At 51.6% G+C, this 18312-nt stretch carries 14 protein-coding genes; 7 read left to right on the top strand and 7 right to left on the bottom strand.

Annotated features, from left to right (window positions below):
* Positions 1–161: 161 nt before the first annotated feature.
* On the top strand, positions 162–698 hold the full coding sequence (locus tag J1C60_RS10655; RefSeq protein ID WP_128177439.1) for a glycine zipper 2TM domain-containing protein: 537 nt from the start codon (positions 162–164) through the stop codon (positions 696–698).
* Between the two features lie 116 nt (positions 699–814).
* On the opposite strand, the gene mfd is transcribed toward J1C60_RS10655, so the two are convergent.
* Complete coding sequence (gene mfd / locus J1C60_RS10650) at positions 815–4258, bottom strand: transcription-repair coupling factor (protein ID WP_128177437.1); 3444 nt, start codon at positions 4256–4258, stop codon at positions 815–817.
* Positions 4259–4534: 276 nt separating this feature from the next.
* On the opposite strand from mfd, the gene lolC reads away from it, so the two are divergent.
* The 6 genes from lolC (at position 4535) to pepT (ending at position 11134) form a co-directional block, all read left to right on the top strand.
* On the top strand, positions 4535–5734 hold the full coding sequence (gene lolC / locus J1C60_RS10645; RefSeq protein ID WP_128177435.1) for a lipoprotein-releasing ABC transporter permease subunit LolC: 1200 nt from the start codon (positions 4535–4537) through the stop codon (positions 5732–5734).
* Complete coding sequence (lolD, locus tag J1C60_RS10640) at positions 5727–6431, top strand: lipoprotein-releasing ABC transporter ATP-binding protein LolD (protein WP_128177433.1); 705 nt, start codon at positions 5727–5729, stop codon at positions 6429–6431. Before lolC ends, lolD begins: the two co-directional genes overlap by 8 nt.
* Positions 6431–7675 (top strand): lipoprotein-releasing ABC transporter permease subunit LolE, encoded by a 1245-nt coding sequence (gene lolE / locus J1C60_RS10635; RefSeq protein ID WP_128177431.1) that lies wholly within the window; start codon positions 6431–6433, stop codon positions 7673–7675. The genes lolD and lolE overlap by 1 nt, the downstream gene beginning before the upstream one ends.
* 21 nt (positions 7676–7696) lie before the next feature.
* Complete coding sequence (gene nagK, locus J1C60_RS10630; protein WP_128177429.1) at positions 7697–8605, top strand: N-acetylglucosamine kinase; 909 nt, start codon at positions 7697–7699, stop codon at positions 8603–8605.
* 10 nt (positions 8606–8615) lie between these two features.
* Entirely contained in the window at positions 8616–9449 is an 834-nt protein-coding gene (gene cobB / locus J1C60_RS10625) for a Sir2 family NAD+-dependent deacetylase (protein ID WP_128177428.1), read from the top strand.
* Between the two features lie 458 nt (positions 9450–9907).
* Positions 9908–11134: a peptidase T gene (gene pepT, locus J1C60_RS10620; RefSeq protein WP_128177426.1), complete on the top strand. Its 1227-nt coding sequence runs from the start codon at positions 9908–9910 to the stop codon at positions 11132–11134.
* 82 nt (positions 11135–11216) lie between these two features.
* Here pepT and J1C60_RS10615 read toward each other — a convergent pair whose 3' ends face one another.
* The 6 genes from J1C60_RS10615 to mnmA form a co-directional block, all read right to left on the bottom strand.
* Positions 11217–12341 (bottom strand): ribosomal protein uL16 3-hydroxylase, encoded by a 1125-nt coding sequence (locus J1C60_RS10615; RefSeq protein WP_128177424.1) that lies wholly within the window; start codon positions 12339–12341, stop codon positions 11217–11219.
* Positions 12342–12531: 190 nt separating this feature from the next.
* A complete protein-coding gene (gene phoQ, locus J1C60_RS10610; protein ID WP_128177422.1) occupies positions 12532–13992 on the bottom strand; it encodes a two-component system sensor histidine kinase PhoQ in 1461 nt (486 codons plus the stop codon).
* Between the two features lie 3 nt (positions 13993–13995).
* Positions 13996–14664 (bottom strand): two-component system response regulator PhoP, encoded by a 669-nt coding sequence (phoP, locus tag J1C60_RS10605; RefSeq protein WP_128177420.1) that lies wholly within the window; start codon positions 14662–14664, stop codon positions 13996–13998.
* A gap of 121 nt (positions 14665–14785) precedes the next feature.
* Positions 14786–16156, bottom strand: coding sequence for an adenylosuccinate lyase (gene purB / locus J1C60_RS10600; RefSeq protein ID WP_128177418.1), 1371 nt, complete (start codon positions 16154–16156; stop codon positions 14786–14788).
* Positions 16157–16205: 49 nt separating this feature from the next.
* On the bottom strand, positions 16206–16847 hold the full coding sequence (gene hflD / locus J1C60_RS10595; protein WP_128177417.1) for a high frequency lysogenization protein HflD: 642 nt from the start codon (positions 16845–16847) through the stop codon (positions 16206–16208).
* 39 nt (positions 16848–16886) lie between these two features.
* The gene (gene mnmA, locus J1C60_RS10590) at positions 16887–17999 is read right to left on the bottom strand and encodes a tRNA 2-thiouridine(34) synthase MnmA (protein WP_128177415.1); all 1113 of its coding nucleotides are present in this window, start codon (positions 17997–17999) and stop codon (positions 16887–16889) included.
* Positions 18000–18312 lie beyond the last annotated feature (313 nt).

Genomic DNA, 18312 nt, shown 5'->3' with positions numbered 1-18312 from the left:
CAATTGGCGTTTTTCGTCCGATTGTCTGATTGTTCCGTTGTGCAACCTTCGGCAAAATTTTCCTCGACTACCACGGCGCGTCGCGCACGCCGAGTATGCTGGACTGCAAGGGCATATGCAGGGGCAAGAATGCGCGGTAACACTATCAGGAGGATTTTCCTGTGAACAAATCAATGTTAGCGGGTGTAGGTATCGGTGTCGCGGCTGCGTTAGGTATTGCGGCTGTTGCGGGTAGCGTTTTCAATAACAGTCCACAATACGCGCAGGTTCTTTCCGCCACACCAATCAAACAAACCACGAAAAATCCACGGCAGGAATGCCGTAATATCACATTGACGCATCGTCGTCCGGTTCAGGATGAAAACCGTATTGCTGGCTCCGTATTGGGTGCCGTAGCCGGTGGCGTTTTAGGCCATCAGTTTGGTGGGGGACGCGGGCGCGATGTGGCAACTGTTGCTGGCGCACTGGCAGGCGGTTACGGCGGCAACCAGGTACAGGGTGCGCTACAGGATCGTGATACTTACACCACCACTGAACAGCGTTGTAAAACGGTTTATGATAAACAGGAAAAAATGCTCGGCTACGATGTGACCTATAAAATTGGCGATCAGCAGGGCAAAGTACGAATGGAAAACGATCCCGGCACGCGTATTCCGTTAGATCGGAATGGGCAGTTGGTGCTAAATAATCAGGCGTAATTTCCCGTCATACTTCGGGCTACAACTTTGTTGGCTGCACTCATTCATCCTGGTCGCTTACTCAGGTAAGCTCCCGAGAATGCATGGCCCTGCCGCCGCGTTGTAGCCCGAATTATTCAGGCTGCATTCTCCAGCATTTTTCCCATAAACTCGCGTATCCACAGCATCCGCTGTTTACGCTCAGCTAAATCACGGATGAATTTTAACCGTGTGGGTCCGTCAAGCCGCCAGTGCTGAGGATCTTTCTGCAGCAGACCAATTAACCAGCCAGGATCGACCTTGTTTTTCTCGGCAAACTCAATAAAACCACCTTTCTCATTGCCTTCAATGCGACGTACCCCAATTCGTTGTGCCATCAGGCGCAGTGCCGCAATGTCCAGCAAATTGCGGGCAGGATCGGGCAACAGACCAAAGCGATCGATGAGCTCAACCTTCAGATCCTCCAACTCACTTTCGTCTTTAGCGCTGGCAATACGCTTATAGAAGGAGAGGCGCGTATTCACATCGGGAATAAACGCTTCAGGTAACAGCGAAGGCATCCGCAACTCAATTTCAGTTTGATTACTGGTCAGGTCTTCCAGAGAGGGTTCCCGTCCCTCTTTAAGGGCTTCGACGGCATTCTCAAGCAGCTCCATATACAGCGAGAAACCGATAGTTTCCATCTGCCCGCTCTGATCTTCGCCCAGTAACTCACCGGCACCGCGGATTTCAAGATCGTGCGTTGCCAGTGCAAAGCCAGCGCCTAAATCCTCCAGTGAAGCAATCGCTTCCAGACGCTTATGTGCATCACTGCTCATGGCTTTGGGATGCGGCGTCAGCAGCCAGGCATACGCCTGGTGGTGCGAGCGGCCTACGCGCCCGCGCAACTGATGCAACTGCGCCAGCCCAAAATGGTCGGCTCGTTCAATGATAATGGTATTGGCGGTAGCGATATCAATCCCGGTTTCGATGATGGTGGTACAAACCAGGACATTAAACCGCTGGTGATGAAAATCGTTCATCACGCGTTCCAGATCGCGCTCCCGCATTTGTCCGTGTCCCACGGCCACGCGTGCTTCCGGTACCAGTTCCGCCAGGCGCTGTGCGGCTTTGTCGATATTTTCCACGTCGTTATACAGATAATAGACCTGGCCACCACGTAAAATTTCACGCAGCATCGCTTCACGCACCACCATATCGTCATACTGGCGAACAAACGTTTTCACCGCGAGGCGACGGGCAGGTGGCGTGGCGATGATCGACAGGTCACGCATGCCACTCATTGCCATATTCAGGGTACGAGGAATCGGTGTGGCGGTGAGGGTCAGGATATCCACATCGGCGCGCATGGCTTTAATGCGTTCTTTGTGACGAACCCCAAAGCGATGTTCTTCATCAACAATTAACAGCCCCAAATCGCGCCATTTAATCTCGCTTTGTAACAGTTTATGCGTGCCGATCAGAATATCGACTTTGCCTTCGCTGGCCTGTTCAAGGATCTGCGACTGCTCTTTTGCACTGCGAAAGCGGGAGAGCATTTCAATTCGTACCGGCCAGTTGGCGAAACGATCGCGAAAGTTATCAAAGTGCTGTTGCGCCAGCAGCGTGGTCGGCACCAGAACCGCGACCTGCTTGTTATTCTCGACGGCGAGAAAGGCGGCGCGCATGGCGACTTCGGTTTTACCGAAGCCAACATCGCCACAGACCAGGCGGTCCATAGCCAGAGGCTGGCACATATCGCTCAGTACCGCATTAATAGCCTGTGCCTGATCGGGAGTGGTATCGAACGGGAAACTTTCGCAAAACAGCTGATATTGTTGGCGATCGTGCTTAAAGGCGAATCCCGCTTTTGCCGCACGTTGGGCATAGATATCTAAGAGTTCGGCTGCAACATCGCGCACCTTTTCGGCGGCTTTTTGCCGCGCGCGCGACCAGGCATCACTGCCTAACTTATGCAGAGGGGCGTTTTCATCGGCACCGCCGGCATAGCGGCTGATAAGATGTAGTGAAGAGACGGGAACATACAGCTTGGCATCACCGGCATACGCGAGCATCAGATATTCTGCCGTTATTCCCCCGGTTTCCAGCGTAGTCAAACCAATATAGCGGCCAACACCATGCTCCAGATGTACCACGGGCTGGCCCGCGTGTAATTCGGCCAGATTGCGAATCAACACATCCGGATTGATGGTGCGGCGGTTGTCTTGCCGCCGACGATTAACGCGTTCGCCCAGTAAATCGCTTTCACAAATCAGCGCGCGCTGGCGTAATCCATCAATGAAACCACGTTCGCTAGCGCCAACGATCAGGTAATTTCCGCGTTGTCCGACCTCATCCAGACGCTGGATCACGACGGGATTGACCTTAATACGGCCCAATAACTCCTGGAGCGTTTCTCGGCGGCCTTCGCTTTCAACGGAAAAAATCACCGGGCCAGTAAAATCTTCAAGGAAGTGACGCAAGTTATCCAGCGGTGCTTTGGCTTGCGCCTGCACAGCCAGATCGGGCAGGGGCGTATAGCTGAGATTGGTATTCGCACTTTTAGACGCCAGCATCTCATCCTTTAACTGGATACGTGGCCAGCGCTTGAGTTCTGCGTGTAATTCATCTGTACGTAGCCACAGGTTTTCGGGCGGCAGTAAAGGCCGCATGGGGTCAATACGGCGGTTTTCGTAGCGAGAGGTGACGTCCAGCCAGAAGCGATCGGCGCTGCTTTCTATATCTCCAGTGTTCACTAACAGCGTATTATCAGGGAGATAACTGAAAAGGGTCGGCAGGGGTTTATCAAAAAACAGCGGCTGCCAGTATTCAATACCGGCGGGCAGTGTGCCTTTACTGACCTGCTGGTAAACATGCTCTGCTTCGCGGCGCACATCGAATTTTTCACGCCATTGACTGCGAAACAGTTCTATCGCGGCTTTATCGGTAGGAAATTCATGGGCGGGGAGCAGGTTAATGGCGTCAACTTCTTCCAGAGTACGCTGTGAATCAACGTCAAACAGGCGCAGGCTGTCGATTTCATCGTCAAAGAAGTCGATACGATAAGGCTGTTCACTTCCCATCGGATAGAGATCGAGAAGCGCTCCGCGCGTGGCGAACTCGCCATGCTCCATGACCTGATCGACGTTACGGTAGCCTGCCTGTTCTAACTGACGGCGCAGTGTATCGCGTGCGAGGCGCTGGCCTTTCTGCATCACCAGAGCATGCCCGTGCAAAAAACTGTGTGGACAAACACGCTGCAGCAGCGTATTGACCGGCAGAATCAGGATTCCCCGTTGCCGCGTCGGTAATTGATAAAGTGTGGAAAGTCGTGAGGAGATAATTTCCTGATGGGGTGAAAAGCTGTCGAAGGGCAGCGTCTCCCAATCGGCCAACCCCATGACGGGTTCATCGGTAAATTGTTGAATTTCATCCTGCAAACGCAGGGCACTCTGCATATCAGGTGCAATCAGCACGACAGGGCCACGGTGGCGCTCCACGATTTCAGCGCATTCAACGGCACAAGCCGCGCCGGTAAGCTGTCCAAGCTGGCGCTGATCGCCGGCTTTCTCTGGCAGGGAATAGCGGGTCTGTTCTGACATAGTCGGTTCGACGTTCTCTTCATTAAATGCCTGGCACAATGATTCCACAGAACGGGGCGAGGATCACCTACTGTGATAGCTTTGTTTACCACTAATGGGGAGAAGGGGATGTATTGTTCGCTGGCAATTTGCTGTTTTTTTGTCCGTTCGACGCGGCGGGAATGCCTCCATGTTCATCTTTCCCGCAGAGTCAGTGGCTTAGTGGTTCCATAAAGCGGGCCGCTCCTTTATCATCCCTCACTACTTAGCTTCAGTAACCGCCACAAGACGGACGACATGTATCAACCTGTTGCGTTATTTATCGGTCTGCGCTACATGCGTGGACGAGCGTCAGACCGCTTCGGCCGGTTTGTCTCCTGGCTTTCTACCATCGGCATCACGCTCGGCGTGTTGGCCCTGGTGACCGTGCTATCAGTGATGAACGGCTTCGAGCGTGAGCTGGAAGGCAATATTCTTGGATTGATGCCGCAGGCGCTGGTGACCAGCGATAACGGATCCATTAATCCTCAGAAGCTCCCTGCGAACGACCTGAAGCTGCAGGGCGTTAAGCGTATCGCTTCACTAACCACCGGTGATGTGGTGCTGCAAAGCGCCCGCGGTGTGGCCGTTGGCGTGATGCTTGGCGTGAATCCCGATGAGCAAGATCCTCTCACACCCTGGCTGGTGAATGTCAAACAGCGCGATCTGCAGCCCGGACAGTACAATGTTATTCTCGGCGAGCAATTGGCGGGGCAGCTCGGCGTAAGGCGCGGCGATAGCATTAGGCTGATGGTGCCTTCTGCCAGTCAGTTTACCCCTATGGGGCGTCTACCAAGCCAGCGTCTGTTTACCATTATTGGTACCTTTGCCGCTAACAGTGAAGTTGATGGTTACCAGATGTTGGTTAATCAGCAAGATGCGTCTCGTTTAATGCGTTATCCGGCCGGCAATATTACCGGTTGGCGTCTGTGGTTGGATAAACCTCTGGACGTCGATACCCTCAGCCAGCAGCGTCTGCCAGAGGGGCTGGTATGGAAAGACTGGCGCGAGCGCAAAGGGGAGTTATTTCAGGCCGTACGCATGGAAAAAAATATGATGGGCTTACTATTAAGCCTGATCGTTGCCGTGGCGGCGTTTAATATCATCACCTCGCTTGGTCTGCTGATTATGGAAAAGCAGGGTGAAGTCGCCATTTTACAAACTCAGGGTTTAACCCGCCGTCAAATTATGTTGATTTTCATGGTGCAGGGCGCTAGCGCCGGTATTATTGGTGCGCTACTGGGGACGCTGCTCGGTGTGCTACTCGCCAGTCAGTTGAATAATTTGATGCCAGTTATTGGCCTCTTTCTCGATGGTGCCGCGTTGCCGGTCGCAATTTCACCCTGGCAGGTGATTGTTATTGCATTAACGGCGATGGCCGTCGCACTGCTGTCAACGCTTTATCCTTCCTGGCGCGCTGCCGCCGTACAACCCGCTGAGGCTTTACGCTATGAGTAATTCGATCCTGTTGCAGTGTAACGATCTGTGCAAACGCTACCAGGAAGGCAGCGTGCAGACCGATGTGTTGCGCAATGTCTCTTTTAGCGTTCAGCCGGGCGAAATGATGGCGATTGTCGGAAGTTCCGGTTCCGGTAAAAGTACGCTGATGCATTTGTTAGGCGGCCTTGATTCACCCACTTCAGGTGACGTGGTCTTTAATGGTAAATCGCTGAATGCAATGTCATCTTCCGCAAAAGCGGAATTGCGTAATCGGGAACTGGGCTTTATTTACCAGTTCCATCACCTGTTGCCGGATTTTACCGCACTGGAGAATGTGGCGATGCCGCTACTGATCGGCAAAGTGGATAAAGGCGAAACACAGGCGCGCGCGCGCGCGATGCTGGCGGCTGTAGGGTTGGAAAAACGTGCAATGCATCGTCCTTCCGAACTTTCCGGAGGTGAACGCCAGCGCGTGGCTATTGCCCGGGCACTGGTGAACAATCCCCGGCTGGTACTTGCCGATGAACCCACGGGTAACCTTGATGCACGCAACGCTGATGCCATTTTCGACCTGTTGGGCGAACTGAACGTACGACAGGGGACGGCTTTCCTCGTGGTTACTCATGATATGCATCTCGCAAAGCGCCTGAATCGGCAGATGGAGATGCGCGACGGCCAGCTTAGCAATGAACTTACGCTGGCAGGAGCGTTGTAATGCCGTCATCGTTAAGTTTTTTGCTTGCCCTGCGTTTCAGTCGTGGCCGCCGTCGTGGCGGTATGGTGTCGTTAATTTCAGTGATTTCTACCGTCGGCATTGCATTAGGTGTTGCGGTACTGATAGTGGGATTAAGTGCCATGAACGGATTTGAGCGGGAATTAAACAATCGTATCCTGGCCGTTGTACCGCACGGTGAAATTGAGCCGATTAACCAGCCATTCGCAGACTGGAAAAGCGTACTGAGACGAGTGGAAAACGTTCCGGGTATTCTGGCCGCCGCACCCTATATTAACTTCACCGGGCTGATTGAGAGCGGCACGAAACTGCAAGCCATTCAGGTTAAAGGCGTCGATCCTCAACTGGAAACGCATCTTAGTGCCTTACCCCGTTTTGTTCAGAATAACGCGTGGTCTCAATTCCAGCCGGATAAGCAGCAGATTATTATCGGTAGCGGAGCAGCGAAATCGCTCAACCTGAAACAGGGGGACTGGCTTACCGTAATGATCCCTAACAGTGATGCTGACCATAAGCTCTTGCAACCTAAGCGTATTCGTTTGCAGGTGAGCGGTATTTTACAACTCAGTGGCATGTTGGATCACAGCCTGGCCATGGTGCCGCTTGCAGATGCGCAGCATTATCTTGGTATGGGTGACAACGTCACGGGTATTGCATTGAAGATGAACGACCCGTTTAATGCGAATCAATTGGTGCGTGATGCTGGCGAGGTTACCGATGCCTATGTTTCACTGCGCAACTGGATTGGCAGTTACGGTTATATGTATCGAGACATCCAAATGATCCGCGCCATCATGTATCTGGCGATGATATTAGTGATCGGCGTGGCCTGCTTTAATATCGTTTCAACGCTGGTGATGGCAGTGAAAGATAAAAGTGGCGACATTGCGGTGCTGCGTACGCTGGGGGCGAAAGATGGCTTGATTCGTGCCATCTTTGTCTGGTATGGCCTGATGACAGGTTTGCTGGGTAGTATCAGCGGTGTGGTGGTCGGCGTGGTGGCGGCGTTAAACCTGACAGGCCTTATTCGTGGAGTTGAAACGTTACTTGGCCATCATTTTCTCTCTGGCGATATCTATTTTATTGATTTTTTGCCGTCGGAACTTCACTGGGTGGATGTCATATCGGTGCTGGCCACGGCAATCCTTCTAAGCCTGGTGGCGAGTTGGTATCCGGCCCGCCGTGCCAGCCGCATCGATCCAGCCCGCGTGTTAAGCGGGCAGTAGCAGCACTGAACGGGTAAGCGCATGTATTATGGCTTCGATATAGGCGGTACAAAAATTGCCATTGGCGTTTATGACAGACAACGCCACCTGCTCTGGAGCAAACGTGTACCGACCCCACGGGACGATTATCCGCAACTGCTGGAGGAGCTTGAGGCGTTGGTGGAAGAAGCCGACAGGCTAAGCGAGGAGCGCGGTAGTATTGGTATTGGTGTGCCCGGGCTACCTGTGCCTGATGATGGCACCCTCTTTACCGCCAATATTCCCTGCCTGCGAGGGAAAACGCTGCGAGCCGATCTTTCTCACCGGTTGAACCGAGATGTGCGTATCGAGAACGATGCAAACTGTTTTGCACTTTCTGAAGCCTGGGATGATGAGTTCCGCGCCTATCCAGTGGTGTTAGGTTTAATTCTGGGAACGGGCGTAGGCGGAGGGATTATCGTTGATGGCAAGCCTCTCACAGGACGCAATGCTATTACCGGTGAGTTCGGGCATATGCGGCTACCGCTTGATGCTCTTGAGGGGCTTGGCCGTAATATTCCCATCCAGCGTTGCGGTTGTGGTAAACATGGTTGCATTGAATCCTACCTTTCCGGCACCGGATTCGCCTGGCTTTGGCAACAGCGATACCAACACACCCTTAGCGCACCTGACATTATCGCCCGTTATTATCAGGGGGATGAGCAGGCAATCTCGCATACTGAAGTTTACTGTGAATTACTGGCTGCCTGCCTTGGCAATCTGCTGACTATTATCGATCCTCATCTGGTGGTAATCGGCGGTGGTCTGTCAAATTTTGATGCGCTCTATGACGGGTTAAGCGAACGCGTAGTGAAATATTTGCTGCCGGTGGCCAAGCCACCACGCTTCGAAAAAGCTCGCCATGGTGATGCTGGTGGAATGCGCGGCGCCGCATTCCTGCACCTACGTTAAAGGAGTTTTTATGCGCACACCCCGTCGCCGTTTGCGACTTGCTCGCTACAAGAAAACCAAGCGCCAAATTCATCAGCGTTTCCGTCAGCGTATTTTTGAACGCGACCGTAGCGCCGAACTGGCCGCGAATCCGTTACCTCGAGTTGTGGTGTTGACCGGGGCGGGCATCTCGGCTGAGTCGGGGATCCAAACGTTTCGTGCTGCGGATGGCCTGTGGGAAGAGCATAAAGTGGAAGATGTGGCTACCCCGGAAGGATTTGCGCGCGATCCGGCGCTGGTGCAGGCATTTTATAATGCACGCCGCCGTCAGCTTCAACAGCCGGAGATTCATCCTAACCTGGCGCATCTGGCACTGGCTGAGCTTGAATCGGTGTTAGGCGACAGTTTTTTGCTGGTCACGCAGAATATTGATAATTTGCACGAGAGAGCAGGCAGTCAGCGTGTGATCCACATGCATGGCGAGCTATTAAAAGTGCGTTGTGCCGTCAGTGGGCAGGTGCTGGACTGGACCGAGGATGTTAAGCCAAACGATCGCTGTCACTGCTGCCAGTTTCCTTCTGTTCTGCGCCCGCACATCGTGTGGTTTGGTGAGATGCCGATGGGGATGGATGAGATCTACCAGGCGATTGAGCAAGCCGATTATTTTGTCGCGATTGGCACATCAGGCCATGTTTATCCTGCGGCGGGCTTTGTCCATGAGGCGAAGCTTAACGGTGCGCATACCGTGGAATTGAATCTGGAACCGAGCCAGGTCGGCAGTGAGTTTGAAGAGAAGAAGTACGGCCTGGCCAGTAAAATTGTTCCGCTTTATGTGAGAACCTTTTTGTTAGGGCTGTATAAATAACAGAAGGGGGCTGGGGCAGGCAGTATTAGCCGTTGCTCTGTTGTCGGTGGCACATCGAGTTCGCCAGGAAGCCGGAGAGCTCGATGTCTGCTCAATGCCTGATACCGGCCTCATGCCTCACGGACTTCTCGTCGTTCTTTTGGCGATATATGCGGTGCTGAGAACAGACTGGTTTTAGCACAAAGGTACAGAATGGCCGCGAGAGGAGAAAATCAGGGTGTTCGAACCACCCCCCCGAGGGCGCCAGAATGGTCTTACTCGCTAAGGTATATAGCCTGGCTTAAGCGATTATGGACCGCCAGGTTCATAGATTTTCGATTAAATTCCATCCACTATGATTTTACGCAATACTCTTCAGTGAATGCCTTAACATAATGATACCCGCCATATCTCAAGCAGCCGGTTTGTTGCCGCCCTTATAAAAAGCGGTAGCGTTATGTCTATATGAAGGATCACAGATGAATAAATTACTCGATCGCTTTCTCTGCTACGTTTCCTGTGATACGCAATCAAAAAGCCATGCCCGGCAGGTTCCCAGTACGCAAGGGCAATGGCGGCTGGCGCGCATTTTGCAATCAGAGCTGGAAGCGCTAGGTTTGAAAGACATTACGCTCAGCGAGCACGGATGTTTGATGGGAACCCTGCCTGCGAATGTTGATCGTGAAACGCCCGTTGTGGGTTTTATTGCGTATATGGATACTTCGCCCGATTTTACCGCGAAAAATGTTAATCCACAGATTATCGAAAACTACCGTGGCGGTGATATTGCGTTGGGTAACGGTGACGAAGAGCTATCGCCAGTGATGTTCCCTGTATTGCACCAGCTTATCGGGCACACATTAATCACGACCGATGGAAAAACATTGCTTGGGGCTGATGATAAAGCCGGAGTTGCGGAAATTATGACCGCACTGGCCCGTCTTGCTTCGGGAGATACGCCTCATGGCGATATTCGCGTTGCTTTTACGCCTGATGAAGAAATTGGCAAAGGAACCGAATTCTTCGACGTTGCAGCTTTTGGTGCTGACTGGGCCTATACCATGGACGGCGGCGGGATTGGCGAATTTGAGTTTGAAAATTTTAATGCAGCTTCGGTAACGGTGAAAATCGTGGGGAATAACGTCCACCCCGGTTCCGCAAAAGGCGTAATGGTCAATGCCCTTGAATTGGCGTTTCGTTTTCATTCTGAAGTGCCGGAACAAGAGGTGCCGGAGAAAACCGCTGGTTATGAGGGTTTTTATCATCTGCATAATATGAAAGGCTGCGTTGATCACGCGGAATTACACTACATTGTGCGTGACTTTGAGCGTGATGCTTTTGAATGGCGGAAAAAAAACTTAACAGCGATTGGAAAACGTTTAGCAGAAGAGATTCATCAGGATTGTCATATTGACGTGCTGGTTGAAGACAGTTATTTCAATATGCGGGAAAAAGTGGCGGCTCACCCATATATTATTGAGCTGGCACTACAGGCTATGCGTGATTGCGATATTGAGCCGGACGTTAAACCGATTCGTGGCGGTACGGATGGCGCATCCTTATCTTTTATGGGACTTCCTTGCCCGAATATATTTACCGGTGGCTATAATTATCATGGTAAACATGAATTTGCTTCACTCAACGGTATGGAAAAAGCGGTACAGGTGATTGTGCGTATTGCGGAGTTGGCAGCAGAAGAGAAGTAACACGGCTTACGTCGACCCTATCGCTGGTTGACAGGGTCGACGTTGATATCTCGGTAATACAGGTTTATTCGCCTGCTAAGCGTTATTCCTCACCGAAATACCAGTAACCGCTGTTTACCAACGCGGCCAGTTGTGCCAGAAACGCCGGATCGTCCAAAGCGGTATCAAAAGCCTCCTGACCGAGGTATAGCGTATTAGCCAGAGCGTGCAGGGCTGCACGGTGCGGGCTTTCGATGCGTTCTCCATTGACGAACACGGCATCACCCAGACACAGGACGCGCAGACCACCAAGTCGGGTCAGCCTGTCGCCCTGCTGCAACGCATCATAAATTTCATCCGGCTGATAAGGTGGCTCTGGCGGCGCGATGTCCAGCTCATGTCGGGATTGTGAAATGAATTCACCGAACCATTGCTCGAAGTGCTCAGGTTTATTAATAACGTCAAGCATGATGTCACGAATCCCCGCTAATTCCTGCGGCAGAATGTCAGCAGGATTTTCCCGACTGACCACTTCCGGATCGCTATAGCGGTAGCTGCCCAACTCATGTGCTAATACATAATCCGCAAAGCCGCTGATCAATTCGCGACCGCTGGGGGCACGGAAGCCCACCGAGTAGTTAATCGCATTTTCCAGCGAATAACCTTCATGCGGGAATCCCGGTGGGATATAGAGAATATCTCCGGGCTCCATCTCTTCATCAATGATGGCGTCAAAGGGGGCGACCTGTAGCAAGTCGGGGTGCGGGCAGTGTTGCTTCATCGGGATTTTATCACCCACACGCCAGCGGCGGCGGCCGGTTCCCTGGATAATAAACACATCATACTGGTCAAGATGGGGGCCAACACCGCCACCCGGCACGGAAAAAGAGATCATCAGATCGTCAATGCGCCAGTCAGGCAAAAAGCGGAAAGGGCGCATCAGTGCCGCGGAGGGTTCATGCCAGTGATCGACCGCCTGAACCAGTAATGACCAGTTATTTTCTCCAAGATGGTCAAAACTTTCAAAGGGACCATGGCTGACTTGCCATTTACCAGCCTGGTGGCTGACAAGACGGCTATCGACCTCATTTTCCATCGCCAGGCCTGCAAGCTCATCAGGGGTGATGGGATCGACAAAATTTTTGAAGCCACGTTTTAATACGACGGGGCGTTTTTGCCAGTAGCGCTGAACAAAATCAGGCCAGTTGAGATCGAGCTGATAATCCATAATTCCCTTCTTACTTGATGTTCACGGCTGCACCATACCTACGCTCCCGGAGGCTTACGTCAGCCAGTTCTGCGGGAAAGGTGTGCTTGAAACGGACTACAGCCAGCATTGAGCCAAACGAATATTATGCGCCAGCGTATGCCAGCGTATGCCAGCAAATTGCAGCAAGTATAACAGCGCCAACGTTTTTCTACTCGCCGTTATGTGAGACTTCCTGACGTAAAAATACCACTTCCATACGCGCGCCACCTAACTCGCTGGTGGTGGCAATAATTTCACCCGTATACTCTTCAAGAATATCACGGGCTACCGCCAGCCCCAGCCCCTGTCCGGGACGTAGGGTATCCGCACGTTGCCCCCGTAAAAAAATGATGTCGCGCTTACTTTCCGGGATACCGGGACCATCATCATCAACGACCAGGTGCAGCGCATTTTCGGTTTGGCGCGCGGTGATCTCGACGAACTCCAGACAATATTTACAAGCGTTATCGAGCACGTTTCCCATCACTTCCATGAAAGCATTTGGGTCACCGATAAATGATATTTCGGGTGACACATCCAGCGTCAATGAAACGCCTTTACGTTGATAAACCTTGTTTAGCGCAGAACAGAGGCTATCAAGCAGAGCAGAGACTGAATGCAATTCGCGTTTTAAGGGGTTATGGTCGGCCTGCATACTTGCACGATGCAGATAGTAGCCGATTTGTTGGGATATCCGACTGATCTGCTCAAGCATAATGGGCTCGGCCTGCTCGACAGAGAGCGTTTTTCCGCCACGCAATGAGCGTAATGTACTTTGTAGCACCGCCAGGGGTGTCTTCAAACTGTGGGTCAAATCAGAAAGCGTAGTGCGGTAGCGCGTATAACGCTGGCGTTCGTTATCCAGTAGCAGGTTGAGATTACGCACCAGACCGCGTAGCTCCTGAGGCGGATGAGGATCCAGCGTTTCACGCTGACCGCTTTCCAGCTCACGTACCTGGCTGGTTAAGGCTTCAATTGGGCGTAAACTCCAGTGTGCCGCCAGCCACAATAGTGGGATCACCAGCAGTAAGTTCACCAGCAGAACATAGTTAAACCATGACCAGACCACGTCGGAATGCTGTAATTCCTGTGGGATAGAATCCACCACCACAATAGTTAATGCGGGAAGGTTGGTGGTGGCGTCGTAACGGTTTACGGCCACTGAGTGGGTAAAGGTATCGTTGCCATCATCATCGTAGGCGTGAAGCCTGTTTTGAGCGGCGGTATTGTTACCCAATGCCACCCGGCTGATCAGATTATTGGTATCGATTTCGTAAAAGTCAGGCTTGTTCAGCCACTCTGCTTTAATCCTGTTACGAATTTCAGGCACATCCCGCTGCTGCCACAGCAGCTTGCCACGCTCGTTATAGATGAAAACCAGCGTAGGGAAATTCAGCGTCATGCGTTCTGGCTGGGTAATGGTTAATTTGCCATCCTGCCACTGCGCGAGAGTGAAAAAAAGATTACTTTCACCGCGCATCACCCGATAGGTGTTTTTATCGAAGCTCACCATATATCCCACCACGGCGACCATCCCGTAAGAGAGGGAAAGGATCAAAACGACTACTGCCGTTGCAAGTAAAAAGCGTGCGCGCAGAGAGTGTGGGATCAGTTTGCGTAGTGACAACATTAATCAGAGATCAAAACGATAACCCTGGCCGCGAACCGTAGTAATCACGTCGGCAGGATATTCGGTGAGGATTTTTTTGCGTAATCGTCCCATTAAAACATCAATGGTATGGCTTTCACGCAGTTCGGCATCAGGATAAAGCTGAAGCATCAATGAGTCTTTGCTGACAACCTTACCCGCATTGCGGATCAAGGTTTCCATAATGGTGTACTCAAATGCGGTCAGCTTAATCTGTTGATCGTTAATCGTGAGCTCGCGACGTGAAAGATCGATCTGAAAAGGAGCCAGAGAAATAATTTGTGACGCATGACCGCTATTTCGTCGCATCAGGGCCTGCATCCGTGCGACCACTTCTTCAATATGGAACGGTTTGGTGACGTAATCATCGGCACCAGCTTCCAGCGCCGCAACTTTTGCTTGCCAGCCTTCACGTGCGGTTAATACCAGAATAGGCTGCTTCACTTCTTCGTTACGCCAGCGACGGATCAATGACATACCGTCTTCATTCGGCAACCCAAGGTCAACCAGCGTAATATCCGGGGTATGTTCATTAAGAAAATAGTCAGCTTCCATGGCATCCTCTGCCGCATCTACCTGATGTCCCATATCACGTAGCTGCACCGCCAAATGATGTCGCAGTAATGCATTATCTTCTATAATCAATACGCGCATAAGCCTTCCTTAAAATGACAAATCGTAACAAACGAAAGGGACCTGACAGGCTGCTGAGTATAGGCGAGTACGGGTAAACAATAGGTTAACACGGGCCGACATTCATCGGCCCTTATACTGATTATTTCAAATCATCGACCATTTGAACAGCACGACCCAGATAATTAGCGGGGGTCATCTGTTTCAGGCGGGTTTTTTCTTCTTCCGGCAGCGCCAGACTGTCGATAAATGTCTGCATGCCTGCGGCATCAACGCGTTTACCACGCGTTAACTCTTTCAGTTTTTCATAAGGCTTTTCAATCCCATAACGGCGCATCACTGTCTGGATTGGCTCCGCCAGCACTTCCCAGTTATGGTCAAGTTCGTCCAGCAGACGATCGCGGTTCACTTCCAGCTTGGAAACGCCTTTTAACGTCGCTTGATACGCAATTACCGCATAGCCGATACCCACGCCAAGATTACGTAACACAGTTGAATCGGTCAGATCGCGCTGCCAGCGGGACACCGGAAGCTTGCTTGCCAGATGTTGCAGCACGGCGTTTGATAATCCAAGGTTGCCCTCGGAATTTTCAAAATCGATGGGATTGACTTTATGTGGCATGGTGGAGGAACCAATTTCACCCGCGACGGTTTTCTGCCTGAAATGGTTGAGCGCAATATAGCCCCACACATCACGATCGAAGTCGATCAGGATGGTGTTAAATCGCGCCATGCAGTCAAATAATTCGGCGATATAGTCGTGAGGTTCGATCTGTGTGGTGTATGGATTCCAGGTGATACCCAACGAGCTGACAAAATTTTCACTTAGCTGATGCCAGTCTACTTCCGGATAGGCGGCAATATGCGCATTATAGTTGCCTACGGCACCGTTGATTTTACCCAACACTTCAATGCGTTGTAACTGCTGTAACTGGCGAGACAGACGGTAAGCCACGTTTGCCATTTCTTTGCCCAGCGTTGACGGCGTGGCAGGCTGGCCATGTGTACGGGAAAGCAGGGGAATGTCGCGATATTGATGCGCCAGATCGGTTATTGCATTAATCAGCTGCTCCCAGTATGGAACCACAACATCGCGGCGGGCGGTTTCCAGCATCAGGGCATGCGACAGGTTATTAATATCTTCAGAGGTACAGGCGAAGTGGATAAATTCCGATACCGCATGTAACGCCGGTACGGTGGAGACGTGCTCTTTTAAAAAATATTCAACCGCTTTTACATCGTGGTTAGTGGTGCGCTCTATCGATTTAATACGCGCAGCGTCTTCTTCCGTGAAATTCGCAACAATTGCATCAAGGTAAGCGTTTGCGTCAGCATCAAATGCAGGAACTTCCTTGATCTCTGCGGTCTGCGCCAGCTTCTGCAACCAGCGAACTTCAACCTCAACGCGAAACTTCAGCAAACCGTATTCACTGAAAATCGCGCGCAGCGGGCTGACTTTGTCGCCGTAACGGCCATCAACGGGTGAGACGGCGGTCAGAGAGGATAATTCCATCAGTGCAACTCCTGGATCGTTTAATAATGGATTGGGCTAACACCCGGCATCAGATAGCCGGGCTCTGGTTTGCTAAAATTCTTTTGGCCTCGGTCGCGAGACGATTACGTGAAAACATCAACTGTAAACGCCCCCCACCAACCTGGTGCCAAAGTACGGCAGAACGAATACCCGCCAGCAATGAGGCGCGTACCTTGCTTTGAATCTGTGAGTTTTGCAGTACGGCAGGGGAACCTGTCACCTGAATACGGGGTCCCAGCGGACTGATAACATCAACATAGATAGCCGCCATAGCGCTAATCACCGTATCTGATTCAAGACCGTAATGCGCCAGTTGGCGGTCGAGCTGGGAAATTCGTTTTGCCAGCTCGTTCAGTGCACTTTTATTGTTACTGAGCTTGCGCTCCAGCACCATCATGCTCAGCGTATAGCGTGTCAACTCGGCCCCCGCACCCTGGCGACTGCTGGTATTGAGGATTGCCAGCATACTCTCCAGTCCAAAGCGCAGGTTAGCTTCGTCATTACCATATACGGCCAGTGTGGAGGCGGGGTTAAGATCTAACAGGCTACCCAGCGATGTTTTCAATGCTTCGCTATCACTGTGCCCCTGATGCGCAAGCTGCTGTACCAGATGCGCCGACTGACAAATACCGGCCATTGCCAGCGTAATCTCGTAATAATTTTTAGCCACGTTTACTCCAGTATACGCGCTGGCAGATAGCGCCCTTCATCATGGCTGCACGAGCGGTATACGTGCTTCAATCACGCCGCCCCCGAGGCAGACATCATCCAGATAAAAAACAGCTGACTGACCCGGCGTCACGGCGGCGACAGGCTCATCAAAGCGCACCTCAATGCGGCCATCATCCAGTGGAGCCAACAGGCATGAGATATCCTGCTGGCGATAGCGTGTTTTTACCGTGCAGCGTAGCGGTGTACGTACTACTTCGCGATCGACCCAGTGCAATTGCTGCGCAATCAGACCTGTCGACATCAGACGAGGGTGGTCTCCCCCTTGAGCAACAACCAGCACATTGTTTGCAACATCTTTATCCACCACGTACCAGGGATCTTCACTGCCTTCTTTAGTGCCGCCAATACCCAAACCTTTACGCTGACCTAACGTATGATACATCAGACCCTGATGCTCGCCGATGGTTTGCCCGTCAACGGTAACAATAGCGCCGGGCTGAGCGGGTAAATAGCGCCCAAGGAAATCACGGAATTTTCGTTCACCGATAAAACAGATACCGGTAGAGTCTTTCTTTTTTGCTGTGACCAGTTCCAGCGCTTCGGCAATGCGGCGTACTTCAGGTTTCGCCAGTTCGCCTACCGGAAAAAGGCTTTGAGCAATCTGTTCGTGGCCCAGCGTGTAAAGGAAATAACTTTGATCTTTATTATCGTCAAGGCCGCGTAATAGGCGGCTTTTACCGTTATCATCCTGGCGGCGTACGTAATGACCGGTCGCAATATAATCTGCGCCGAGATCTTCTGCGGCAAATTCAAGGAATGCCTTAAATTTAATCTCTTTGTTACAGAGAATATCGGGGTTAGGTGTGCGTCCCGCCTTGTACTCTTCAAGAAAGTGCTCAAAGACGTTATCCCAGTATTCCGCAGCGAAGTTAACCGTATGCAGCGTTATTCCGAGTTTATCGCACACCGCTTTTGCATCGGCTAAATCTTCCGCAGCAGTACAGTATTCCTCACCGTCATCTTCTTCCCAGTTCTTCATGAACAGACCCTCAACCTGATAGCCCTGCTGCTGCAGTAACCAGGCAGAAACGGAAGAGTCAACGCCGCCGGACATGCCGACGATCACTTTTTTCTGGTTGTTGTCAGACATGACACACTCACGATAAGGAATAAAACAGGCGGCATATTCTAGCATGCGTAATGCATGGGTGCGACTTTGTTGCTGGTGGTGATATCCCTTTAATGGCGCCGTTCTATGCGTGGCACAGAAAATGTATAAGGTCACAGATGCGAAAGTATCGTTTTTTATGGCGCTAACCGGTTGAATCATGGTGGAAAATAGCGGTGGGCTATGACTGCATCTGGATAAAATATGGAAGGTTCAGTAACACAGATTTTTCTTATATTATTGGATTTCACCGCATTAGTATCTTATCCACGCTTGCTGAGCGCGGCTCGGCACG

This window comes from [Pantoea] beijingensis, from assembly GCF_022647505.1.
In the GTDB taxonomy this organism is placed as follows: domain Bacteria; phylum Pseudomonadota; class Gammaproteobacteria; order Enterobacterales; family Enterobacteriaceae; genus Erwinia; species Erwinia beijingensis.
Note: the sequence above shows the minus strand (reverse complement) of the source record. Positions and strands in the feature narration are given on the sequence as shown.